Genomic DNA, 22,175 nt, shown 5'->3' with positions numbered 1-22,175 from the left:
GGGGTCACTTGCCGCCGGCGAGCTTCTCCCGCAGCGCGGCGAGCGCCTCGTCGGTGGCCAGGGTGCCGGCCGGCTCCTCGGCCTGCCGGCTCGGGGCCGTGCTGGTCGAGGTGGTGGTGCCGCCGGTCGACACGGCCGGAGCAGGGTTGGCAGCGGCCTCGGCGTCGGCGGCCCGAGAGGTCTGCACCTGCTTGGTGTGGGCCTCCCAGCGCTGACGGGCCTCGGCGTACTGGTTCTCCCAGGTCTCGCGCTGCTTGTCGTACCCCTCGAGCCACTCGCCCGTCTCCGGGTCGAAGCCCTCCGGGTAGATGTAGTTGCCCTCGGTGTCGTACGTCGCGGCCATGCCGTAGAGGGTCGGGTCGAAGTGCTCCTCGCCCTCGACGAAGCCCTCGTTGGCCTGCTTGAGCGACAGCGAGATCCGGCGGCGCTCCAGGTCGATGTCGATGACCTTGACCATGACCTCGGAGCCGACCTGGACGACCTGCTCCGGGATCTCCACGTGGCGCTCGGCCAGCTCGGAGATGTGGACCAGGCCCTCGATGCCGTCGTCCACCCGGACGAAGGCGCCGAACGGCACCAGCTTGGTGACCTTACCCGGCACGATCTGCTGGATCGCGTGGGTGCGGGCGAACTGCCGCCACGGGTCCTCCTGGGTCGCCTTCAGCGACAGGGAAACCCGCTCGCGGTCCAGGTCGACGTCCAGAACCTCGACCTCGACCTCCTGGCCGACCTCGACGACCTCGGACGGGTGGTCGATGTGCTTCCAGGACAGCTCGGAGACGTGCACCAGGCCGTCCACGCCGCCCAGGTCGACGAACGCGCCGAAGTTGACGATCGAGGACACGACGCCCTTGCGGACCTGGCCCTTCTGCAGCTTGTTGAGGAACTCGGTGCGCACCTCGGACTGCGTCTGCTCCAGCCAGGCCCGGCGGGACAGGACCACGTTGTTGCGGTTCTTGTCCAGCTCGATGATCTTGGCCTCGAGCTCGCGGCCGACGTACGGCTGCAGGTCACGCACCCGCCGCATCTCGACCAGGGACGCGGGCAGGAAGCCGCGCAGCCCGATGTCGAGGATGAGACCACCCTTGACCACCTCGATGACCGAGCCGCGGACGACGCCGTCCTCGTCCTTGATCTTCTCGATCGTGCCCCAGGCCCGCTCGTACTGCGCCCGCTTCTTGGAGAGGATCAGACGCCCCTCCTTGTCCTCCTTCTGGAGGACCAGGGCCTCGATGTGGTCACCGACCGAGACGACCTCGGCGGGGTCCACGTCGTGCTTGATCGACAACTCCCGAGAGGGGATGACACCCTCGGTCTTGTAGCCGATGTCGAGCAGGACCTCGTCCCGATCGACCTTGACGACGGTGCCTTCGACAATGTCGCCGTCGTTGAAGTACTTGATGGTCTCGTCGATCGCGGCGAGGAAAGCCTCCTCGGAACCGAGATCGTCGTGGGTGACCCGGGTGGCGCTCGAGGGGGCCTCGATGCTGCTCGTCATGTGGGCGGTTGCTCCGGTCGGATGGGTTGTCACAGCAGGCTGGTGTCGCGGTGACCTGTTCGCGCCAGCGGATCCGTCGCCGGGCACACCGAACAATCACTAGTGAGGTCCTGATGTGGCTCCGTCTGGAAACTCCGCGACCGCACGCCTTCTCCCTGCCGAGGCACGCGACCCGCGAGCGCATCGTCTAGCCTACCGTGCGCATTACCACAGCGTGCAAGCCCCGGGAGAAGTGATCCAGCCCGCGTTCGCGACGGACTGCACCTTTCGTGCCCGAAACGGCAGTTTCCGGGCGAGGTTCCCCGGCCGCCGCGCCCGCCCAAGCGCCGCGCCGGGGGCTGGCTGGGGCCGCCACTAGACTGCCGCGGTGACCGACGACCTGGCCAACCTCCCGGTGAGCGCCGAGCAGGACGCCGCACCGGGAGTGCTGCGCCGCCCGGTGACCGACGCCGACGCCCGGCGGGCCAACCGCGGCTGGTGGGACTCCGACGCCGACGACTACCAGGCCGAGCACGGCGCGTTCCTCGGCGACGTGGACTTCGTCTGGTGCCCCGAGGGGCTGCGCGAGGCCGACGCCCGCCTGCTCGGCGACCTCGCCGGCCGCCGGGTGCTGGAGGTGGGCGCGGGGGCGGCCGCCGCCGCCCGCTGGCTGGCCACCCAGGGGGCCCGCCCGGTCGCCCTGGACCTCTCCGCCGGCATGCTGCGGCACGCTGCGGACGCCGCCGCCCGCAGCGGCGTACGGGTTCCGCTGGTGCAGGCCGACGCGCTGGCGCTGCCCTTCGCCGACGCGGCGTTCGACACCGCGTGCACGGCGTTCGGGGCCATCCCGTTCGTCGCCGACTCGGCGGCGGTGATGCGCGAGGTGTTCCGGGTGCTGCGCCCCGGGGGCCGCTGGGTGTTCTCGGTGACCCACCCGATGCGATGGATCTTCCTGGACGATCCGGGGCAGGGCGGGCTCACGGCGGTGCACTCGTACTTCGACCGCTCGCCGTACGTGGAGCAGGACCGCACGGGCACGGCGACGTACGTCGAGCAGCACCGCACCCTCGGCGACCGGATCCGGGAGCTGATGGGCGCCGGGTTCCGGCTGGTGGACCTGGTGGAGCCGGAGTGGCCCGAGGGGCACGAGGGGATCTGGGGCCAGTGGAGCCCGCTGCGCGGCCGGCTCTTCCCCGGCACCGCCATCTTCGTCGCGGAGAAGCCGGCGGGTTGAGGCACACGGAGTCCTCCGAGTGACGCCCTCCCCCACCCCGGGCCACCAGGACATCTCAAGCCTGCTGTGGCTGTGGCTGTGGCTGCGCGCGCACGCACCTGAGCACCTGCGCGCCTGAGCACCTGCGCGCCACGCAGGCCGTCGGGGTCGCGCTCGACGCGAGGAACACCCGGCAGCCGGACGTGCTGCTGCGCCGCGCCGACGTGCGGCCCGACCGGTCCCTGCTCCAGCCCGAGGACGTGGCCCTCGCGGTGGAGGTGGTGTCCGCCGGGATCCCTTTCCACTGGCGCATCGAGCAGGACCCGGTGCACGTGTACGCGTACCGGCTACGCGTACCCGCTCAGCCTCGGTGGCGAGCGCCAGTACGAGCTGGTCGCCGACGGTGCGGAGCTGATCGCGCTGGCCGAGCCGTTCGAGATCAGGCTGCCGGTCGCCGAGCTCACCGGCTGACTCCGTCCGTTTCGCCGCACCCGCCCCGGGTAGCCAGGGCACATGGCCGAGCAGAGGGAATTCCGCGCGGGCGACCACGTCTCCTGGGCCAGCCACAGCGGGCGGGCGCACGGCGTGATCCGGGAGAAGATCACCGAGCGCACGCATGTGCGGGGGCACACCGTGAACGCCTCCCCCGAGCAGCCGCAGTACCGCATCCGCAACGACGACTCGGGGCGGGACGTCGCCCACCGGCCGGAGGTGCTGCGCCGTGAGCGGGACTGACCGGAACGGGCAGGGGGACACCTACCGGGAGTTCACCGAGGCAGTCAACATGCGGCCCGGCGAGCTGTCGACGTGGCTGGAGACCGACGAGTCGAAGCACGTCGGCTGGCGGAAGAAGGGCACCACCGGCGGCGAGTCGGTGGGGCACTCGTCCGGCCGGCGGATCGTCGACCTGCTGCGCCGCAAGCGCGCCGAGCTGACGGAGGCCGACTACAGGCACATGCGCAAGGTCGTCGGCTACGTGCACCGGCACCTGGCGCAGCGCCCCGCAGGCGACGTGCGGGACACGCGGTGGCGCTGGTCGCTGATGAACTGGGGCCACGACCCACTCCGGTGAGCGGGCCGCGCCCCGGCCGCCACGACCCGCCCGGCCCGGTGAACGGGCCCCGGCCCCGCCGGTCAGTGGTCGGCGCTGTTCCAGTCCCGGCCTTCGCCGACGGAGACCTCCAGCGGCACCGACAGCGGGTAAGCGCCGCCCATCTGGCCGCGCACCAGCGCCTCCAGGGTGTCCCGTTCGTCGGGGGCGACCTCGAAGACCAGCTCGTCGTGCACCTGGAGCAGCATCCGCGAGCGCAGCCCGGCCTCGCGCAGCCCGGCGTCGACCCGCAGCATGGCGACCTTGATGATGTCGGCCGCCGAGCCCTGGATGGGGGCGTTGAGCGCCATCCGCTCGGCCATGTCCCGCCGCTGCCGGTTGTCGCTGACCAGGTCGGGCAGGTAGCGGCGACGGCCCAGGATGGTGGAGGTGTAGCCGTCGTGCCGGGCCCGGGCCACCACCTCCTGGAGGTAGTCGCGGACCCCGCCGAACCCGGCGAAGTAGTTGTCCATCAGCCCGCGCGCCTCCTCGGCGGTGATGCCGAGCTGCTGGGACAGGCCGAACGCGCTCAGCCCGTACGCCAGGCCGTAGTTCATCGCCTTGATCTTGCGCCGCTGGTCGGCGGTGACCTCGCCGACGGGCACCCCGAACACGGACGAGGCGGTGGCGGCGTGGAAGTCGTGGCCGGAGTTGAACGCCTCGATCAGCTTGTCGTCCGACGACAGGTGCGCCATGATCCGCATCTCGATCTGGCTGTAGTCGGCGGTGAGCAGGCACTCGAACCCCTCCCCCACGACGAAGGCGCGGCGGATCCGCCGGCCCTCCTCGGTGCGGATCGGGATGTTCTGCAGGTTGGGGTCGGTGGAGGAGAGCCGGCCGGTGGCCGCCACGGTCTGCTTGAACGTGGTGTGGATGCGGCCGTCCTCGGAGACCGATTTGAGCAGGCCGTCGACGGTCGTCTTGAGCTTCGCCACGTCCCGGTGGCGCAGCAGGTGCTCCAGGACCGGCAGCGGGTTCTGCGCGTAAAGCCACTGGAGGGCGTCGGCGTCGGTGGTGTAGCCGGTCTTGATCTTCTTGGTCTTGGGCAGCCCCAGCTCGCCGAAGAGCAGCTCCTGGAGCTGCTTGGGCGAGCCCAGGTTGAACTCCCGCCCGACGGCGGCGTACGCGCCCTGCGCGGCGGACTTCACCTCGCCCGCGAAGTGCGCCTCCAGCTCCTGGAGGTAGTCCAGGTCGGCGGCGATGCCGACCCGCTGCAACGCGGCGAGCACCTCCGACAGCGGCAGCTCCACCTCCGCCATCAGCCGGGCGGACTGCTCACCGTCGCGGGACAGCTCGGCGTCGATCGCGTCGGCCAGGTCGAGGGTGGCCCGGGCCTGGAGCATCAGGTTCTGCTCGGCCTCGCCGTCGTCGCCGAGGCCCTCGAAGGTGAGCTGCCCGGTCTCCGGGGCGTCGACCCGCAGCTCGCGGTGCAGGTAGCGCAGCGCCAGGTCGGTCAGGTCGTAGGAGCGCTGGTCGGGGCGGGCCAGGTAGGCGGCGAGCTCGGTGTCCCGGGCGACGCCCGCCAGCGACCAGCCGCGGGTGGCGAACGCCAGCCGGGCGTGCTTGCTGTCGTGCAGCACCTTCGGCCGCTGCGGGTCGGCCAGCCAGGCGGCGAGGGCCCGCTCGTCGGCCTCGGCCAGCGCCGCCGGGTCGAGCCACGCCGCCGGGCCGGTGGCCAGCGCGAGGGCCAGTGCGTCGAGCTGCGGCTCGTAGCGCTCGCGGGGGGCCGTCGGCTTGGCCGGGGTCTTCACCGCCACGCCGACCTGGGTGCCGGCGGGGGCGTGCGCGTCGAGCCAGGCCGCCACCGCCCCGGGCTCGGTGAGCCGCTCGGCGGCCAGGTCGAACCCGGCCTCGGCCTCCGGCTCGACGGCCTCCAGGTACTGGTAGAGCCGGTCGCGCAGGATGCGGAACTCGAGGGTGTCGAAGACCTGGTGCACGGCCTCGCGGTCCCAGCCGGCCCAGCGGGCGTCCTCGGGGCGGATCGGCAGCTCCAGGTCGGAGACCAGGCAGTTGATCTCGTAGTTGCGGATCACGTCGGCGAGCCGCTCGCGCAGACTCTCGCCGGCCTTGCCCTTGATCTCGTCGGCGCGGGCCACCACGCCGTCGACCCCGCCGTACAGGTTGATCCACTTGGCGGCGGTCTTGTCGCCGACTCCGGGGACGCCCGGAAGGTTGTCGCTCTTCTCGCCGACCAGCGCGGCCAGGTCGCGGTAGCGCTGCGGGCCCACGCCATATTTCGTCTCGATGGCGGCGGCGTCCATCCGGGCCAGGTCGGAAACGCCCTTGCGCGGGTAGAGCACGGTGATGTGGTCGTCGACGAGCTGGAAGGCGTCGCGGTCGCCGCTGGAGATCAGCACCGACATGCCCTGGTCGCGGGCCTGGCAGGCGAGGGTGGCGATGACGTCGTCGGCCTCGTAGCCCTCCTTCTCCACCACCGGGATGCGCAGCGCCGCGAGGACCTCCTTGACGAGGCTGACCTGACCCTTGAAGTCGGCGGGGGTCTCGCTGCGGCCCGCCTTGTATTCCGCGTATCTCTCCGTGCGGAAGGACTGGCGGGAGACGTCGAAGGCCACGACGATGTGGGTGGGCTGCTCGTCGCGCAGCACGTTGATCAGCATCGAGGTGAAGCCGTAGACGGCGTTTGTCGGCTGCCCCGTCGTGGTGGAGAAGTTCTCCACCGGCAGGGCGAAGAACGCCCGGTATGCCATGGAGTGTCCGTCGACGAGGAGCAGGCGCGGCGTCGTAGCTGTCACGGCAGCGACTCTAGCCCGTATGCCCGACATCCCCGCCGCGCGGCACGGCCGGCATGCCCGCCGCTGCGGCACGGCCCGCAACGCCGGCGGCCGGCCGCCCCGCGAGGGCAACGACCGGCCGCCGTCGGCGCGCGTCAGGCCACGCCGAGGTACGCCTCCTTGACCGCCGGGTCGTGCAGCAGCTCCTGGCCGGTGCCCTCCTTGACGATCCGGCCGGTCTCCAGCACGTAGCCCCGGTGGGCGCGGGACAGCGCCTGCTGGGCGTTCTGCTCCACCAGCAGGATCGTGGTGCCCTGCTCGTTGATCCGGGTGATGATCTCGAAGATCTGCTGGATCAGCTTGGGCGCGAGCCCCATCGACGGCTCGTCGAGCAGCAGCAGCCGGGGTCGGGCCATCAGCGCCCGCCCCACGGCGAGCATCTGCTGCTCGCCGCCGGAGAGGGTGCCGCCGGCCTGCTTGCGACGCTCGGCCAGCCGGGGGAACAGGTCCAGCACCATGGCCAGGTCCTTGGCGATCTCCGCCTTGTCGCGGCGGGTGTACGCCCCCATCTCCAGGTTCTCCAGCACCGTCATGCCCGGGAAGACGCCCCGGCCCTCCGGCGCCTGCCCGATCCCCTGGGTCACCCGCAGGTCGGCCCGCATCCGGGTGACGTCGGTGCCGTCGAAGACGATCGAGCCCTGGGCCACCGGGCGCAGCCCGGAGATCGCCCGCATCGTGGTGGTCTTGCCCGCGCCGTTGGCGCCGATGAGCGCCACCACCTCGCCCTCGTTGACCACCAGGCTGATGCCGTGCAGGGCCTGGATGCGCCCGTAGAGCAGGGTCAGGTCCTTGATCTCAAGCAGCATCGGTCGGCACCCCCAGGTACGCGGCGATCACCTTCGGGTCGTCCCGGACCTGCGCCGGCAGCCCTTCGGCGATCTTCTTGCCGAACTCCAGCACGACGATCCGGTCGGTCACGCCCATCACCAGCCGCATGTCGTGCTCGATCAGCAGCACGGTCGTGCCGTTGTCGCGGATCATGCGGATCAGGCCGAGCAACTCCTCCTTCTCCGCCGGGGTGAAGCCGGCGGCCGGCTCGTCCAGGCAGAGCAGGGCGGGGTCGGTGGCCAGCGCCCGGGCGATCTCCAGGCGGCGCTGCTCGCCGTACGACAGGTTGCGGGCCAGGTCGTTCGCGCGCCGCTCGATGCCGACGAACCGCAGCAGCTCGAACGCCTTCTCCCGGCCCTCCCGCTCCTCCCGGAAGTGCCGCGGCAGCCGCAGCATGGCCGAGATGACGCTGGTCTTGTGGTGGACGTCCGCGCCCACCATCACGTTCTCCAGCGCCGTCATCTCGGGGAAGAGCCGGATGTTCTGGAACGTCCGGGCGATGCCGGCCTTGGTGATCCACGACCGCCGCCTGCCGTTGGTGCGCTGCCCCTTGAACCGGATCTCGCCCTCGGTGGGCCGGTAGACGCCCGTCATCGCGTTGAAGCAGGTCGTCTTGCCGGCGCCGTTCGGGCCGATCAGGCCGAGGATCTCGCCCTTGTAGAGGGTGAAGTCGACCTTGTCGAGGGCGACCACGCCGCCGAAGCGCAGCGTGACGTCGTCGACCTCCAGCAGCGGCTCCCGCCCGCTGGCGTCGGGGCCCGCCGGGGTGGCCGCCGCTGGCGCGCCGGAGCCGGGCTCCGGCGGCACGCCGACCGTGCTGCGGCCGTCGGCGACGATGTCACGGTCGCTGCTGGCGTCGCGTTCGCTTCTCATCTGCGGATCACTCACTGGGCACCTTCTCCTGCGGGACCGCCTCCTGGCGCCGGTCGGCGAACTCCGCCGCCCGCCGCCGGTTGGGCACGATGCCCTGCGGGCGGAAGATCATCATCACGATGATGACCACACCGAACACGAGGATGCGGTATTCGGCCGCATCGAACTCCACCCCGACCAGGTCGCCGACACCGCGCAGCCACTCCGGCAGATACCAGGTGACCGCGCCGCCGACGATCGCGCCCTTGATGTTGCCCGCCCCGCCCAGGATGACGGCCGCGAGCACCAGGATGGAACTCTCCAGCACGAACTGGTCCGAGTTGATGAACGTCTGCTTGCCGGCGAAGACGGCGCCGGTGAGGCCGGCCACCGCCGCCCCGATGGCGAACGCCCACAGCTTGTACTTGAACGTGGGCACGCCCATCACCTCGGCGGCGTCCTCGTCCTCGCGGGTGGCCACCCAGGCCCGGCCGACCCGGCTGTTGGCCAGGTTCCGCACCAGCACGATCACCACGAGGATCAGCGTCAGCAGCAGCCAGTAGTAGGGTCGGGCGTCGACCACCCCGAACAGCGGCTTGCCGTCCGAGCCGGTGCCCGGCGGGTGCGGGATCGCCGGGATGCCCCGCTGGCCCTGCATCACGCCCTCGTTGCGGGCGGCGTAGAGCCGGATCATCTCGGCGAAGCCGAGGGTCACGATGGCCAGGTAGTCGCCGCGCAGGCGCAGCGTCGGGCCGCCGAGGATCACGCCGGAGACCATCGCGACCATGACCGCGATCGGCACCGCCGCCAGCCACGGCCAGTTCGTTCCCAGCCGGCTCTCCGGCGAGGTCAGCAACGCCACCGTGTACGCGCCGAGCGCGTAGAAGCCGAAGTAGCCCAGGTCGAGCAGGCCGGCGAAGCCGACCACCACGTTGAGCCCGACGGCCAGCAGCACGAACACGGCGGTGTCGAACAGCACGCCCGCGAAGTCCGACCGGGTGGTGTAGAAGGCGAAGTACTCGCTGCCGACGGGGAAGCCGAGGTACTCGTAGAACCACTTGTTCGGCAGGATGTAGAGCAGGACGACCAGCGCCGCGATCGCGGCCCAGCGGACCTGCTTCGGCATCGCCGCCCAGCGGCCCTTGAGGGTCGGGGCGCGGCCCTTGTCCACGGTGGCGGTCATGCGCGCGCCCTCCCGAGAGATTCGCCGAGCAGGCCGGTGGGCCGGAACATCAGCAGCACGATCAGCAGCACGAAGCCGGTGAAGTCCTTCCATTCTCCACCGAACAGGCCGGCGGCGTAGTTCTCCGCCACCCCGAGCAGCAGGCCGCCGAGCAGCGCGCCGCGCAGATTGCCGATGCCGCCGAGCACCGCCGCCGCGAACGCCTTCAGCCCGATCAGGAAGCCCACATTGAACTTCGTGTAGCCGTACCGGACGTTCCACAGCAGCGCCGCGACGCCGGCCATCAGGCCGCCGAGCACGAAGACCAGCAGGATCACCCGGTTCTTGTTCACGCCCATCAGCGCGGCCGTGTCCGCGTCCTGGGCCACGGCCCGGATGCCCCGGCCCAGCCGGCTGCGGTTCACGAACTGGTCCAGGCCGACCATCATCACCAGCGTGACGCCGAAGATGAGCAGCTGGACGTTGGTGACGGCCGCGCCGAAGACGGTGAAGGCCGGCTCGGCGGGGATCAGCGTCGGCATGCCGAACGGCGCCCGCGAGGTGCCGATGCCGAAGGACTCGGCGAGCACGAACGACGCGCCGATCGCGGTGATGAGGAAGGCCAGCGGCGGCGCGTTGCGCCGGCGCAGCGGCCGGTAGGCGACCAGCTCCACGGTCACCGCGGTCGCCGCCGAGGCGACCGCGGCCACGGCCAGGCCCGCCACCAGCGCGAGGACCAGCGGGCCGAGGGCCGGGGCGGGGGAGTTCTGGTCGTAGCCGAGGGCCTCCCAGGTCCACAGGGCGGTGAACGTACCGACCATGAAGACCTCGGAGTGGGCAAAGTTGATCAGGCGGAGGACGCCGTACACCAGGGTGTACCCGAGGGCGACGAGCGCGTAGATCGCGCCCTGTTCCAGCCCGGTGATGGTCAAGGCCGGGAAGTTCCCGAGCAGCTCATCGAAGTTCACGTGGGGGCTCCAACTGTGCGGTCAAACAATGCGGCCGGGAGAACCACTCCCGGCCGCATCGTCTGTGTCCCTGGCGGGACCGGCGGACCGGTCAGGCCTTCGGGATCTCGATGTCCGGGACGACCTGGCCCGCGTTGACCTTGAACGCCCAGACCAGCACCTGGGCCGGGTCCAGCTCACCGTTGGACTCGAACTTGTACGTCACACCGGTGGCGGTGCCCGCCTTGTTGTAGGCCTTCACGAAGGCGAGCAGGTCCGCCCGGGTGGACTTACCGGCCTTGATGCCCTCGAGGAGGATCTTCGTGATGTCGTACGACACGTCGGCGTAGGTGCCCGGCTCGGCGTTCTCGAAGGCCGCCTTGTAGTCGGTCACGAACGTGCCCTTGGCCGCGGTGGCCGGGGCGCAGGGGCAGGTCAGGATGGTGCCCTCGGCGACCTGCTGGCCGGCGACCTTGACGAAGTTGGCGTCGTTGACGCCGTCGCCGGCGACCATCGTGCCCTTCCAGCCGGCGCCCTTGAGCTGCTTGAGCAGCAGGCCCGCCTCGGTGTAGTAGCCACCGAAGAACAACACCGTCGCGCCGCTGCTGACGATCTTGGTGCTGACCGCGGAGAAGTTGGTCTGCTTGACCTGGACCTTGTCCTCGCCCGCGACCGCGCCGAGGACCTTCTTGACCTCGTCGACCAGGCCCGCGCCGTACGCCGACTGGTCGTCGACGACGTAGACCTTCTCGGCCTTCAGCACGTTCTTGATGTAGCGGCCGGCGGCCGGGCCCTGCGAGGTGTCGTTGCCGACGCCCCGGTGGAAGATCTTCCAGCCCTTGGTGCTCAGGCTCGGGCGGGTCGCCGACGGGGTGATGGTCGGCAGGCCGGCTTCGTCGAAGATCGGGTCGGCCACCTCGGACTCACCCGAGAACGCCGGGCCGACGACGCCGACGACCTTGGTGTCGCCCACCGCCTGCTGGGCCAGCGCCGGGGCCTTGGCCGGGTCGCCCTGCGAGTCGTACTCGGCGAGGTTGACCTTGCAGTCGGCGTTGTCCTTGTTGTACTGGTCGATCGCCAGCTTGGTGCCGTTGCGCATGTGGATACCGAGACCCGCGGCGTCGCCGGTCAGCGGGCCGAAGAAGCCGATCTTGAGGTCGCAGGCCGCCTTGTCGCCGCCGCCACCCTCCGTGCCACTGTCGGCCTTACACGCGGCCGCGCCACTGATAACGAGCGCGCTGATGGCCACGCCACCCAGCACCCGTGCGAGCTTCTGCCTCACGGCTCGTACCCTCCTCAGTCCGAAGGCCCGAACCACCCGCCGCGACTTGGAAATTGGACCTTGCGGGGAGTGGACGAACCGACCGCGTACCCGGTCTGGGCCGGGACGTTATCCCACCGGCGGGGCACGCCGTAAGACCTAGAAAGCGGGGTTGACCTAACCGTTACGTTGAGTGGCCGGATTCACCGAAGTGCTGTAACACACACATCGGGGCAAGGGCGAAACCGGACATCCGACACCGGCCGGAAACAGACCGGTGGCACGCTCAGCCGGGCCCGCCCGGCACCTGCGCCGACCACAGCCGGGCTCCCTCGGCACCGCCGTCCACCAGCAGCAACAAGCCGCCACCCGCCCCGGCCACCGCCACCGACCGGTCCGGCGCCGCCGGCAGCGGCACCGGCAGCCGCACCGGTGACCAGGCGCCACCGTCCGTGGCGAACCACGCCGAGGTGCCCGAGGCACCCGCCGCCACCGCCAGCACCCCGCCGTCGACCGCCGCCAGGCCCGCCACCTGCCCCGACCCGCCCGCCGCCGGCCCCAGCGCCCCGCCCGGCCGCCACTCCGCCGCGCCCGACCCCGCCGTGGCGCTTCCACCGCCGCCCGACCGGACCGGCGGCCCGCCGCCGGCCGCCGCGTCCGCGACCCACGCCGCCAGGGCGTCGCCGCGCCGGCCCACCGCGACCAGCCGCTCCCCCGCCCGGACCACCCGTTGGAGATCGCCCGGCGCGTCCCCGGCGGTGAGGACCTGCCGCCGCCAGTCGACGCCGTCCGGCGAGATCCACACCGCCGGGTCGCCGCCCGGCCGCCCCGGCGCGCGCACCGACCCCACCATGACCCACCCCGACGCCGCCGCCGTCACGTCCGCCGCCCACGTGCGCCCCGCCGCGCCCGACGCCAGCTCAGGCACGCCGCTGACCAGCCGGAACTCCCCCGCGTCGGCCGACGACCAGGCCGCCGCCCCGGTGCCCCGGTTGCCGGCGATCACCCACCCCGCCGGGCCGCCCGCGAGCCGCCCCACGTTCACCGCGTCGGGGCCGCCGAACACCTCGAACTCGGCCGGCACCTCCACCACCGAGCCGTCGGCGAGCTGCCGCCACGTGCTGATCCGGGGATTGCCGTGCACCCCGCCGCTCTTCGCGCCCACCGCCGCCAGCCGCCCGTCGCGGCAGCCGACCGCCGTGAGCACGTTCTCCGCGCCGTACGCGGTGCGCGGCGTCAACCGCAGCGGAGACCACACGAACCCGTCGCCGCCCTGCGCGGCCACCGTCGCCGAGGGCGGCACCACCGGAACCAGACTGGACCACGCCGCCGGCCGGGTCACGCCCGCCGCATCCGCGACCGCGCCCACCACGAACCAGCGCCCGCTGCACGCCGCCGCGTCCCGCAGCAGCAGCCGACCCGGGCCCCCCGGGGGCGTCGGCAGGGTCAGCGCCCGCCAGTCCGGGCGCAGGAGCGCAGGAGCGGGCGCGGCGCGCTCCGGCGACCGGCAGCCCGCCAGCAGCACCGCGAGCCCGGCGACCATGCAGAGCAGCGCCCGCAACGGTCCCGACGCCCGACGCGGGCGGTGACGAGGCATGCATCCGATCGTATCGATCAACCGGAGCGCCCGGGACCCCGCGCCGCCGGGTCGGGCCGCAGATCTTGGACAGCTGCTGCTCGCGGTGAACAGCAACCGTCCAACAACCAGGGGCCGTCAGGACGCCGGCTGGGCCACCTCGCCGCCGGCCGTCTCGGCGAGGATCCGCTCGGCGACCTCCTTCATGGTCATCCGGTGGTCCATCGCCGTGCGCTGGATCCACTTGAACGCCTGCGGCTCCGTCATCCCGTACGTCGTCATCAGCGCGCCCTTGGCGCGCTCCACCGTCTTGCGGATCTCCAGCCGGTCGGTCAGGCCCGCGACCTCGGCCTCCAACGCGGCGATCTCCGAGTAGCGCGACAGGGCGATCTCCACGGCCGGCACCAGGTCGCTCTTCTGGAACGGCTTCACCAGGTATGCCATCGCGCCGGCCGCCCGCGCCCGCTCCACCAGGTCCCGCTGGCTGAACGCGGTCAGGATGATCACCGGGGCGATCCGGGCGCCGGCGATCCGCTCGGCGGCGGCCAGCCCGTCCATGATCGGCATCTTGATGTCGAGGATCACCAGATCGGGCTTCAGCTCCTCGGCGAGCCGGACGGCGGTCTCGCCGTCGCCGGCCTCGCCGACGACCTCGTAGCCCTCCTCGACGAGCATCTCGGCCAGGTCGAGCCGGATGAGCGCCTCGTCCTCGGCGATCAACACCCGCCTGCGCTCGGCATCCGTCTGCGTCTCGGCCACGAGCCACTCCCACCAGTCTGCGCCCGACACCCGCCGTGCCGAGTGTCGCCGTCCCTAGCGTAGTGGGTAGTCTGTCAGGGTCGAATCATGGAAGGCCCCTGTAGTCCAACAGGTAGAGACGATGCACTCAAACTGCATACAGTGTGGGTTCGAATCCCACCGGGGGCACCAAACGTGTCGTACAGGCGTTCGAGTATGGGTGAATGCATCCACCCGAGGCGCGGGCTCGGGCCCGCGAGCTGCGCGCGAACGGCCATAGCATCCGGTCGGTGGCCCGGGCACTCTCGTTGCCCTACAACACCGTCTGGCACTGGTGCGTCGACCGCCCCGAACGGGCCGTCGTCGGCACGGCGAAGCGTTGCTTCCGTTGCTCACCCGAGGTCGGCCATCCGACAGAACCCGACGCCTACCCCTATCTGCTCGGCCTCTATCTGGGCGACGGGCACCTCGTCACGTCCGGGAAGGCACCGGTTCTTCGCGTCGCTTGCACCGCCGCCTATCCCCGCCTGATCGACTCGTGCGAGCAGGCGATGCTCGCTGTGCTCGCCGCAAAGGTGCAGCGGATCCCCAAACGCGGGTGCGTCTCGGTGGAGAGCAGTGGTGTGCACTGGCCCTGCCTGTTGCCGCAGCACGGGCCGGGCAAGAAGCACGAGCGACCGATCGTCCTGGCCGACTGGCAGCGCCAGATCGTCGCCGCCCGCCCCGGCGACTTCACGCGGGGCCTGTTCCACTCCGACGGCTGCCGGGTGGCCAACCGGGTGACCGTGCGCGGCAGGGGCTACGTCTACCCGCGCTACATGTTCAGCAACGAGTCCGCCGACATCATGGGGCTCTGCCAGTGGGCGCTGGACCTGCTCGGCGTCGCCTGGCGGATGAACCGCCCCAACTCGCTGTCGGTGGCCCGCCGCGACGCGGTCGCCGCGCTGGACCGGCACGTCGGCCCGAAGTCCTGACCGGGCGAGACGATGGCCGGCCCGCCGGGCAGGGCCACGACCGGCAGCGCCGGTCCACGGCCTGGCGAGCACCGCAGCGCCGGTCCACGGCCTGGCGAGGCACCGGAAGCGCCAGTCCACGGCAGCGGCAGCGGTCAGTCCAGCGAGGCGAGCGCCTGTTCCAGGTCCGCGCGCAGGTCCTCCGGGTCCTCCAGGCCGACGGAGAGGCGCAGCAGCCCACCGGCGGGCCGGGCGTCGCCGGTGACGGGCCGGTGGGTGAGCGAGGCGGGGTGCTGGACGAGGGTGTCGACGCCGCCGAGGGAGACGGCGTGGGTGATCAGCCGGCAGGCGGCGGCGACGGTGGCGGCGGCGGGCGCGCCGCCGCGTACCTCGAAGGCGAGCAGGCTGCCGGTGCCGGTCATCTGCCGGCCGACGAGCCCGGTGGGGTCGTCGAGGCCGGGGTGGTGCACGCGGGCGACGGCGGGGTGGCGGGCGAGCCAGGCGGCGAGCTTCTCGGCCCCGGCGGACTGGGCGCGGACGCGCAGGGGCAGGGTTTGCAGGCCGCGGTGCAGCAGGTACGCGCCGAGGGGGTGCAGGATCGCGCCGGTGAGGGCGCGGACCTGGCGCAGCCGGGCGGCCCAGTTCTCGTCGCAGGCGACGACGCCGGCGAGGACGTCGCCGTGGCCGCCGATGCTCTTGGTGGCGCTGTGCAGGACGAGGGCGGCGCCGTGCCGGGCGGGTCGCTGGAGCACGGGGGTGGCGACGGTGTTGTCGACGAGCAGCGGGGTGCGCCGGCGGCGGTGGCGAGGGCGGCGATGTCGACGAGGTCGAGGGTGGGGTTGGCGGGGGTCTCGACGACGACGAGGGCGGTGTCGGGGCGGATCGCGGCGGCGACCTGGTCGGGCTGGGCCCAGGTGACGTCGGTGCCGAGCAGGCCGGTGGCGAGGACGTGGTCGGTGCCGCCGTAGAGGGGGCGGACGGCGACGACGTGGCGGTTGCCGTCGCGGGTGGCGGCGAGCAGGGTGGCGGTGAGGGCGGCCATGCCGCTGGCGAAGGCGACGGCGGCGGGGGTGCCTTCGAGTTCGGCGAGGGCGGTTTCGAAGCGGGCGACGGTCGGGTTCCAGAGCCGCTGGTAGACGGCGCTGCCGCCGGGCGGGAGGGTGCCGCCGGTGGCGAGGAGTTCGTAGGCGTCGCCGCCGCCGGTGACCGAGGGCAACGGGTTGGTGGTGGACAGGTCGATGGGTGGGACATGGACGCCGAGGGCGGCGAGGTCGGCGCGGCCGGCGTGCACGGCGGCGGTGTCGACTGAACGGGTGTCCACGGTGCTGCTCATGGCGGGAAGGGTCGAACATCACGGCGATGTCAGGCAAGAGAACCGCAGAAGATTCTGCGAGTGAGCCTTCAGGTTACGCGCAGATTCGGAGCAGGATGGGTGGATGCCCCTTGCACCGAATGATGTGCGGCCCTTCGCCGCCCTGGACGACGTCGACCGCGCGATCCTGACCGAGCTGGCGGCGGACGGCCGGTTGCCGAACAACGCCCTCGCCGAGCGGGTGGGGGTGGCGGCGTCGACATGTCTGACCCGCACCAGGGCGTTGCGGGAGTGCGGGGCGATCCGGGGGTTCCACGCGGAGGTGGACCCGGCGGCGGTGGGCCTGCCGTTGCAGGCGTTGGTGTCGGTGCGGCTGACGGCGCACGAGCGGGCGGCGGTGGACGCGTTCCGGGCCCGGTCGGTGCGGCTGCCGGGGGTGGTGTCGGTGTTCCACGTGGCGGGCGCGGAGGACTACGTGCTGCACGTGCGGGCCGCGTCCGGGGACGCGCTGCGGGACTTCGTGCTCGATCATCTGGCGGTGGACCCGGTGGTGCAGCACACCCAGACGAGCCTGATCTTCGAGCAGGTGCGCGGCACGGGCTGAGGCCGGCACCGGGCGGGGGCGGCCCGCGCCGAGGTCGGCCCCGCGCGCCGGTGACGGGCCGGGGCCAGCCGCGTTGTACGGGGTGAGGCGCACCGGCCCACCGGCGGGTCGCGCGGGGCCGGGGAGAGACGCGGGTGTCGGCATGCGCAGATGGTTACCCCTGACGGCGGTCTGCCTGGGCACGTTCATGCTGCTGGTCGACGTGACGGTGGTGACGGTCGCGTTGCCCGACCTGGTGCGGGACCTGGACGCGTCGTTCGGCGCGGTGCAGTGGGTCGTCGACGCGTACGCGCTGGCGCTGGCGGCGCTGGTGCTCGGGGCGGGCGCGGTGGCCGACCGGGTCGGGCACCGGCGGACGTATCTGGTCGGGGTGGTGGTGTTCGCGCTGTCGTCGCTGGCGTGCGGGCTCGCGCCCGGGGCGGCGGCGCTGGTCGCGGCACGGGCGGCGCAGGGCGTCGGCGCGGCGGCCATGTTCGCGACGACGTTCGCGCTGCTCGACGGGGCGTACGCGGGGCGGGACCGGGGCACCGCGTACGGGGTGTGGGGGGCGGTGTCGGGGGCGTCGGCGGCGGTGGGACCGGTGCTGGGTGGGCTGCTCACCGAGGGCGTGTCGTGGCACTGGATCTTCTTCGTGAACCTGCCGGTCAGCGCGGTCGCGCTGGGGCTGGGGGCGCGGACGCTATCGGCGGGCCGCCCGGCGGTGGGCGGGCGGGTGGACGTCGGCGGGGTGGTCGTGTTCGCCGTCGCTGCGGGCTGTGCGACGTACGCGCTGATCCGCGCGGCCGAGGCGGGCTGGTCGGACGCCGTGGTGTGGGCGTCGGCGGGCGCGGCGGCGGTGCTGCTGGCGGGGTTCGCCGTGGTGGAGTGGCGGGTCCGGCAGCCCATGTTCGACCTGGCGCTGCTGCGGGACCGGGCGTTCGTGGCGGTGCTGCTGGCGGGGCTGCTGTTGACGTTCGCGGCGTTCGCGCCGTTGGCGTACACGATGATCTGGTTGCAGTCGGTGCTGGGGTTGGGGCCGGTCGGCGCGGGGCTGACCGGGCTGCCGATGTCGGTGGTCGCGTTCGTGGTCTCGGCGGTGTCCGGGCGGGCGCTGCACGGCCGGCGGCCGGGCCTGGTGATCGGCGGGGGGCTGCTCTGCGTGGGTGCGGGCAGCGCGCTGACCGCCGCGCTGGTGCACGGGGCGGCGGGCTGGCCGGCGCTGGTGCCGGGCGGGGCGGTGATCGGCGTGGGGGTGGGCCTGGCGACACCGGCGCTGGGCGCGGTGGCGATGTCGCTGGTGCCGGCGGCCCGGGGCGGGATGGCGGCCGGCGCGGTGAACACCTGCCGGCAGCTCGGGTTCGCCTTCGGCATCGCCGCGCTGGGCAGCGTCTTCGCGGCCGGGGCGCGGGGTGTGCTGCACGCGCGCGGGGTCGCCGACGCGGCGGGGGTCGCGCATGCGGTCGCCGGTGGGCAGACCCCGGGCCTGCTGGGTTCGGTGCCGCCGCAGGGGCGGGAGCTGTTGGCGGGCGCGGCGCGGGCGGCGGCGGTGGGTGGCGTGCGGGCGAGCTTCGCGGTGGCCGCCGTGGTGGGGATCGGAGCCGGGCTGCTCGTGGTCGGGCTGCTGCGGGACGGGGCGGGCGGGAACAAACGCGGGGGCACTCCGGTTGGTCAGACGCGTGATCGACGTACCCCTGTCAGTTCTTGACGTTGCCCCCGTCGCGGCCGGTTCCACGGCCGGCGAGGCCCTGCGGCACACCACCGAGCTGGCCCGGCGGGCCGAGGAGCTGGGCTACCGGCGGTTCTGGGTGGCCGAGCACCACAACATGCCGGCGATCGCGAGTTCCGCCCCGGCGGTGCTGATCGCGCACCTGGCCGCCCACACGAGCACGATCCGGCTGGGCTCGGGCGGGGTGATGCTGCCCAACCACGCGCCGCTGGTGGTGGCCGAGCAGTTCGGCACGCTGGAGGCGCTGCACCCGGGGCGGATCGACCTGGGCATCGGCCGGGCCCCGGGGACCGACCAGGTGACGGCGCTGGCGTTGCGCCGGACGATGGAGGGGCTGTCGGCCGAGGGGTTCCCCCGGGAGCTGGCGGACCTGATGGGCTACTTCACCGGCGAGAACGCGGGCCCGATCGTGGCGACGCCGGGGCGGGGCGAGCAGCCGCAGGTCTGGCTGCTGGGCTCCAGCGGGTTCAGCGCGCAGCTCGCGGGGCTGCTCGGGTTGCCGTTCTCGTTCGCGCACCACTTCAGCGCGCAGCACACGCTGCCGGCGTTGGCGCTGTACCGGCAACACTTCCGGCCGTCGCGGTGGCTGTCGAAGCCGTACGCGATGGTGGCGGTGAACACGATCTGCGCGGAGACCGACGAGCGGGCGCAGTGGCTGGCGGGGCCGTCGGCGCTGGCGTTTCTGAAGCTGCGCTCGGGGCGGCCGCAGCCGCTGTCGTCGCCGGCCGAGGCGGCGGCGTACCCGTACACGGAGGCGGAGCGGGAGTTCGTGGCGCAGCGGCGCGAGGGGCAGGCCACGGGCTCGCCGGAGACGGTGGGTCGGCAGCTGACGGAGCTGCTGGCGCGGACCGGCGCGGACGAGTTGATGCTGACGTCGATGGTGTACGACGGCGCGGACCGGGTGCGCTCGTTCGAGCTGGTCGCCGAGAAGGTGGCGGGCGGGTTGCGCCGGGAGGGATGACCCGGTTGGAAACGCCCGAAACACGATCTTCATACCGACGTCACCGGTGCGTTGCGGTCGCCGCGTAACTTTGGTTCCGGTGGTGGTACGGCACTCCCCGGTCGGGACGGGTCGGGGGTGCTGCGGTGTGGTGCACCGGGCCGGAGCTGTGCGGATTCCGCGGCTGCGGCCCGGTGCCTGCCACCCTACCTAGTAGCGGTCAGCGCAGGTAGATGTTCGGCGTGGGCGGGGTGCCCATGCCGTCCCCGATGAAGAAGCCCGGGTGCGGCGGCTGGTTGTAGGCCGTGTTCTGCCAGGCGATCGCGGCGCGATACTGCGGGTCGTGCATGAGGGTGTGGATCCGGGTGCCGGTCTGGGTCGGGGTGCTGTAGATGCGCAGCGCGCGGCTGTCGCCGGTGCGCCAGACCACCTCTTCCCGCCAGTCGCCGAGAATGTCGCCGGAGAGCGCCGGGGTGGCCTTGGTGGTGTTGTTGGAGGCGACGTCGCTGCCGGTGAGCAGCCGGGTCTCGCCGCCGGTGCCGTACTTGTCGATCTTCGTGCCGTCGAGGAGCTCGCGGACCGGGTCGCCGTCCCACCAGGCGAGGAAGTTGGCCGAGGACGGCTTGCGGCCGACGTTCTGGCCCCGGGTGTTGGCCAGGTAGCTCACCGCCGACGACCACGACTCCGCGCCGGGGCTGCCGGCCCAGATGTCGGCGGAGACGCCCCGGCCGTTGTCGCCGGAGGCGGGGGTGGACCAGATGACCTGGCCGGTGCGGGCGTCGGCGAAGTACGAGCTGGGCTTGCTGCCGTCCTCGTCGACCTTGAACACCTCCAGGCCGGAGCGGCTCGGGTCGAGGTCGCCGACGTGCAGGGCATCGCCGTGGCCGTTGCCGGTGGAGTGCAGCAGCCGGCCGTTGTCGTCGATGGTGGCGGCCCCGTAGACGATCTCCTGCCGGCCGTCGGCGTCGACGTCGGCAATCGACAGGTTGTGGTTGCCCTGGCCGGCGGCGGCGGAGTTGCCGGAGGCGTTGGAGTCGAACGTCCACCGCTTGGTGAGGGTGCCGTTGCGGAAGTCCCAGGCGGCGATGACGGCGCGGGTGTAGTAGCCCCGGGCCATGATCAGCGAGGGGCGCTGGCCGTCGAGGTAGGCGGTCCCGGCGAGGAACCGGTCGACGCGGTTGCCGTAGCTGTCGCCCCAGGAGCAGACGGTGCCGCGCGGCGGGTCGTAGTCGACGGTGGACAGGGCGGCGCCGGTGCGGCCGTCGAACATGGTGAGGAACTCGGGGCCGGACAGGACGTATCCGCTGGAGTTGCGGTAGTCGGCGGATGACGAGCCGATGAGCTGGCCGGTGCCGGAGCGGGTGCCGTCGGCGGTCTTCATGGCCACCTCGGCGTCGCCGTCGCCGTCGTAGTCGTACACCTGGAACTGGGTGTAGTGGGCGCCGGCGCGGATGTTGCGGCCCAGGTCGACGCGCCACAGCCGGGTGCCGGTGAGGGTGTAGGCGTCGACGTAGACGTTGCCGGTGTAGCCGGACTGGGAGTTGTCCTTGCTGTTGGACGGGTCCCACTTGAGGACGATCTCGTAGTCGCCGTCGCCGTCGAGGTCGCCGACGCTGGCATCGTTGGCCGAGTAGGTGTAGGCCTCCCCGGCGGGGGTGGTGCCGCCCGGCGGGACCTGCAACGGCACGTCGAGGTAGCCGTTGGCGAACTGGAGCGCGGGCGCGGACGCCGCCTGCTCGGCGCCGCCGACGACGGCCCGCACGGTGTACGCGGAGCCGGCCGCCGCCCCGGCGTCGAGGTAGTTGGTGGCGCCGGTGATCGGGCTGGCGTTGACCTTGGTGGAGCCCCGGTAGAGGTTGAACGACACCCCGGAGGTCTCGGTGCCCAGCAGCCGCCAGGAGACGAGGTTGCCGCTGCCGGAGCGGACGCTGATCAGCCCCCGGTCGAGGTCCTCCAGCTGCTTGGCCCCGGCGGGCGGGTTGGTCGGCGGCGGGGTCGTCGGCGGCGGCGTGGTGGGTGGCGGCGTGGTGGGTGGCGCTGTCGTCGGCGGCGCGGTGGTGGGGGCGGTGCCGCCGGTGCAGGTCGTGCCGTTGAGGGCGAAGCTCGCCGGCACGGGGTTGCTGCTGTCGTTCCAGGAGGCGTTGAAGCCGAAGTTCGCGGTGCCGTTGGTGCCGAGCGCGGCGTTGTAGCCGGCGTCGCGGGCGGTGACCTGGGCGCCGGACTGGGTGACGGCGGCGTTCCACGCCTGGGTGACCTGCTGGCCGGCGGTGTAGGACCAGGTGAGGGTCCAGCCGTTGATCGGGTCGCCGAGGTTGGTGACGGTGACGTCGGCGCCGAAGCCGCCGCCCCACTGGTTGGTGATCTTGTAGTCGACCCGGCAGCCGGCGGCGGCGGCCGAGGCGGCCACGGTGCCGAGGGCACCGGCGGCGAGGGTGGTGGCCGCCACGGCGGCGGCCAGGAGGGTACGGCGGGATGCGGTCAGGTGCACGGGGATGCCTCCAGGGGAGGTCGGGCGGGCGCGACGACGCGTCGGCCCCGGCGGCCTGCCCTTGGCCGCCGGGTTGCGTCCGCCGCGCTGGCGGCGGTGATCGGACGTTACATCGACGTCCATGGTTCGGCTTCGCGCCCTTGGGATGCTAGGACACCGCTTTCCGAGCCGCAACAACCGCCCGATCCGTTGCGTCCACCCGCATGAGTTGGTCGACGATGTCGGCGACGTGGGGGC

At 72.6% G+C, this 22,175-nt stretch carries 16 protein-coding genes, 1 tRNA gene and 2 pseudogenes; 8 read left to right on the top strand and 11 right to left on the bottom strand.

All coding sequences use genetic code 11. The annotated features are described in order from the left end of the window. Positions 1-4 precede the first annotated feature (4 nt). Positions 5-1,498: a 30S ribosomal protein S1 gene (gene rpsA, locus ACFT41_RS24765; RefSeq protein WP_377588055.1), complete on the bottom strand. Its 1,494-nt coding sequence runs from the start codon at positions 1,496-1,498 to the stop codon at positions 5-7. Between the two features lie 394 nt (positions 1,499-1,892). On the opposite strand from rpsA, the gene ACFT41_RS24760 reads away from it, so the two are divergent. The 3 genes and pseudogenes from ACFT41_RS24760 to ACFT41_RS24750 form a co-directional block, all read left to right on the top strand. Next, positions 1,893-2,711, top strand: coding sequence for a class I SAM-dependent methyltransferase (locus ACFT41_RS24760; protein ID WP_377588064.1), 819 nt, complete (start codon positions 1,893-1,895; stop codon positions 2,709-2,711). Between the two features lie 492 nt (positions 2,712-3,203). Then, positions 3,204-3,425: a DUF2945 domain-containing protein gene (locus tag ACFT41_RS24755; protein WP_377588056.1), complete on the top strand. Its 222-nt coding sequence runs from the start codon at positions 3,204-3,206 to the stop codon at positions 3,423-3,425. A gap of 49 nt (positions 3,426-3,474) precedes the next feature. Continuing rightward, a pseudogene (locus ACFT41_RS24750) lies at positions 3,475-3,759 on the top strand (DUF3140 domain-containing protein); the annotation flags it as partial. 65 nt (positions 3,760-3,824) lie between these two features. Here ACFT41_RS24750 and polA read toward each other — a convergent pair. The 8 genes from polA to ACFT41_RS24710 form a co-directional block, all read right to left on the bottom strand. Beyond that, the gene (polA, locus tag ACFT41_RS24745; RefSeq protein ID WP_377588057.1) at positions 3,825-6,533 is read right to left on the bottom strand and encodes a DNA polymerase I; all 2,709 of its coding nucleotides are present in this window, start codon (positions 6,531-6,533) and stop codon (positions 3,825-3,827) included. A 134-nt stretch (positions 6,534-6,667) separates the two neighbouring features. After that, entirely contained in the window at positions 6,668-7,378 is a 711-nt protein-coding gene (locus tag ACFT41_RS24740) for an ABC transporter ATP-binding protein (RefSeq protein WP_377588058.1), read from the bottom strand. Beyond that, positions 7,368-8,273, bottom strand: coding sequence for an ABC transporter ATP-binding protein (locus ACFT41_RS24735; protein WP_377588059.1), 906 nt, complete (start codon positions 8,271-8,273; stop codon positions 7,368-7,370). Before ACFT41_RS24735 ends, ACFT41_RS24740 begins: the two co-directional genes overlap by 11 nt. A 7-nt stretch (positions 8,274-8,280) precedes the next feature. Then, on the bottom strand, positions 8,281-9,435 hold the full coding sequence (locus ACFT41_RS24730) for a branched-chain amino acid ABC transporter permease (protein ID WP_377588060.1): 1,155 nt from the start codon (positions 9,433-9,435) through the stop codon (positions 8,281-8,283). Next, a complete protein-coding gene (locus ACFT41_RS24725) occupies positions 9,432-10,382 on the bottom strand; it encodes a branched-chain amino acid ABC transporter permease (RefSeq protein WP_377588061.1) in 951 nt (316 codons plus the stop codon). The genes ACFT41_RS24730 and ACFT41_RS24725 overlap by 4 nt, the downstream gene beginning before the upstream one ends. Positions 10,383-10,473: 91 nt before the next feature. Continuing rightward, positions 10,474-11,643 (bottom strand): branched-chain amino acid ABC transporter substrate-binding protein, encoded by a 1,170-nt coding sequence (locus tag ACFT41_RS24720; protein WP_377588062.1) that lies wholly within the window; start codon positions 11,641-11,643, stop codon positions 10,474-10,476. 265 nt (positions 11,644-11,908) lie between these two features. Then, the gene (locus tag ACFT41_RS24715) at positions 11,909-13,219 is read right to left on the bottom strand and encodes a hypothetical protein (RefSeq protein ID WP_377614003.1); all 1,311 of its coding nucleotides are present in this window, start codon (positions 13,217-13,219) and stop codon (positions 11,909-11,911) included. A 117-nt stretch (positions 13,220-13,336) separates the two neighbouring features. Next, positions 13,337-13,957 (bottom strand): ANTAR domain-containing response regulator, encoded by a 621-nt coding sequence (locus ACFT41_RS24710; protein WP_043969321.1) that lies wholly within the window; start codon positions 13,955-13,957, stop codon positions 13,337-13,339. A 94-nt stretch (positions 13,958-14,051) separates the two neighbouring features. On the opposite strand from ACFT41_RS24710, the gene ACFT41_RS24705 reads away from it, so the two are divergent. Beyond that, positions 14,052-14,128: transfer RNA gene (locus tag ACFT41_RS24705), tRNA-Leu, on the top strand. A 98-nt stretch (positions 14,129-14,226) separates the two neighbouring features. Beyond that, complete coding sequence (locus ACFT41_RS24700) at positions 14,227-14,910, top strand: transcriptional regulator (RefSeq protein ID WP_377589876.1); 684 nt, start codon at positions 14,227-14,229, stop codon at positions 14,908-14,910. A 134-nt stretch (positions 14,911-15,044) separates the two neighbouring features. Here the strand turns inward: ACFT41_RS24700 and ACFT41_RS24695 are convergent. Beyond that, positions 15,045-16,222 (bottom strand): annotated as a pseudogene (locus ACFT41_RS24695) (trans-sulfuration enzyme family protein). 103 nt (positions 16,223-16,325) lie between these two features. Here ACFT41_RS24695 and ACFT41_RS24690 point away from each other — a divergent pair. The 3 genes from ACFT41_RS24690 to ACFT41_RS24680 all read left to right on the top strand — a co-directional run bounded on the left by ACFT41_RS24690 (position 16,326) and on the right by ACFT41_RS24680 (position 19,471). Next, positions 16,326-16,805 carry an Lrp/AsnC family transcriptional regulator gene (locus ACFT41_RS24690; protein ID WP_377589875.1) on the top strand — a complete coding sequence of 160 codons (480 nt, stop codon included), beginning with the start codon at positions 16,326-16,328 and terminating at the stop codon, positions 16,803-16,805. A 142-nt stretch (positions 16,806-16,947) separates the two neighbouring features. Beyond that, complete coding sequence (locus tag ACFT41_RS24685; RefSeq protein WP_377589874.1) at positions 16,948-18,489, top strand: MFS transporter; 1,542 nt, start codon at positions 16,948-16,950, stop codon at positions 18,487-18,489. Further along, positions 18,461-19,471, top strand: coding sequence for an LLM class flavin-dependent oxidoreductase (locus ACFT41_RS24680; protein WP_377589873.1), 1,011 nt, complete (start codon positions 18,461-18,463; stop codon positions 19,469-19,471). Before ACFT41_RS24685 ends, ACFT41_RS24680 begins: the two co-directional genes overlap by 29 nt. Positions 19,472-19,670: 199 nt before the next feature. Here ACFT41_RS24680 and ACFT41_RS24675 read toward each other — a convergent pair whose 3' ends face one another. Continuing rightward, positions 19,671-21,938: a cellulose binding domain-containing protein gene (locus tag ACFT41_RS24675; RefSeq protein WP_377589872.1), complete on the bottom strand. Its 2,268-nt coding sequence runs from the start codon at positions 21,936-21,938 to the stop codon at positions 19,671-19,673. Positions 21,939-22,175: the final 237 nt, after the last annotated feature.

Source organism: Micromonospora sp. NPDC057141, from assembly GCF_042670805.1.
Lineage (GTDB): Bacteria > Actinomycetota > Actinomycetes > Mycobacteriales > Micromonosporaceae > Micromonospora.
Note: the sequence above shows the minus strand (reverse complement) of the source record. Positions and strands in the feature narration are given on the sequence as shown.

What these genes read in the sequence shown, in the direction of transcription:
- rpsA (WP_377588055.1), bottom strand. Translation starts at nt 1,498, where the DNA reads ATGACGAGCAGCATCGAGGCCCCCTCGAGCGCCACCCGGGTCACCCAC.
- ACFT41_RS24755 (WP_377588056.1), top strand. Translation starts at nt 3,204, where the DNA reads ATGGCCGAGCAGAGGGAATTCCGCGCGGGCGACCACGTCTCCTGGGCC.
- ACFT41_RS24740 (WP_377588058.1), bottom strand. Translation starts at nt 7,378, where the DNA reads ATGCTGCTTGAGATCAAGGACCTGACCCTGCTCTACGGGCGCATCCAG.
- ACFT41_RS24735 (WP_377588059.1), bottom strand. Translation starts at nt 8,273, where the DNA reads ATGAGAAGCGAACGCGACGCCAGCAGCGACCGTGACATCGTCGCCGAC.
- ACFT41_RS24730 (WP_377588060.1), bottom strand. Translation starts at nt 9,435, where the DNA reads ATGACCGCCACCGTGGACAAGGGCCGCGCCCCGACCCTCAAGGGCCGC.
- ACFT41_RS24715 (WP_377614003.1), bottom strand. Translation starts at nt 13,219, where the DNA reads ATGCCTCGTCACCGCCCGCGTCGGGCGTCGGGACCGTTGCGGGCGCTG.
- ACFT41_RS24690 (WP_377589875.1), top strand. Translation starts at nt 16,326, where the DNA reads ATGCCCCTTGCACCGAATGATGTGCGGCCCTTCGCCGCCCTGGACGAC.
- ACFT41_RS24685 (WP_377589874.1), top strand. Translation starts at nt 16,948, where the DNA reads ATGCGCAGATGGTTACCCCTGACGGCGGTCTGCCTGGGCACGTTCATG.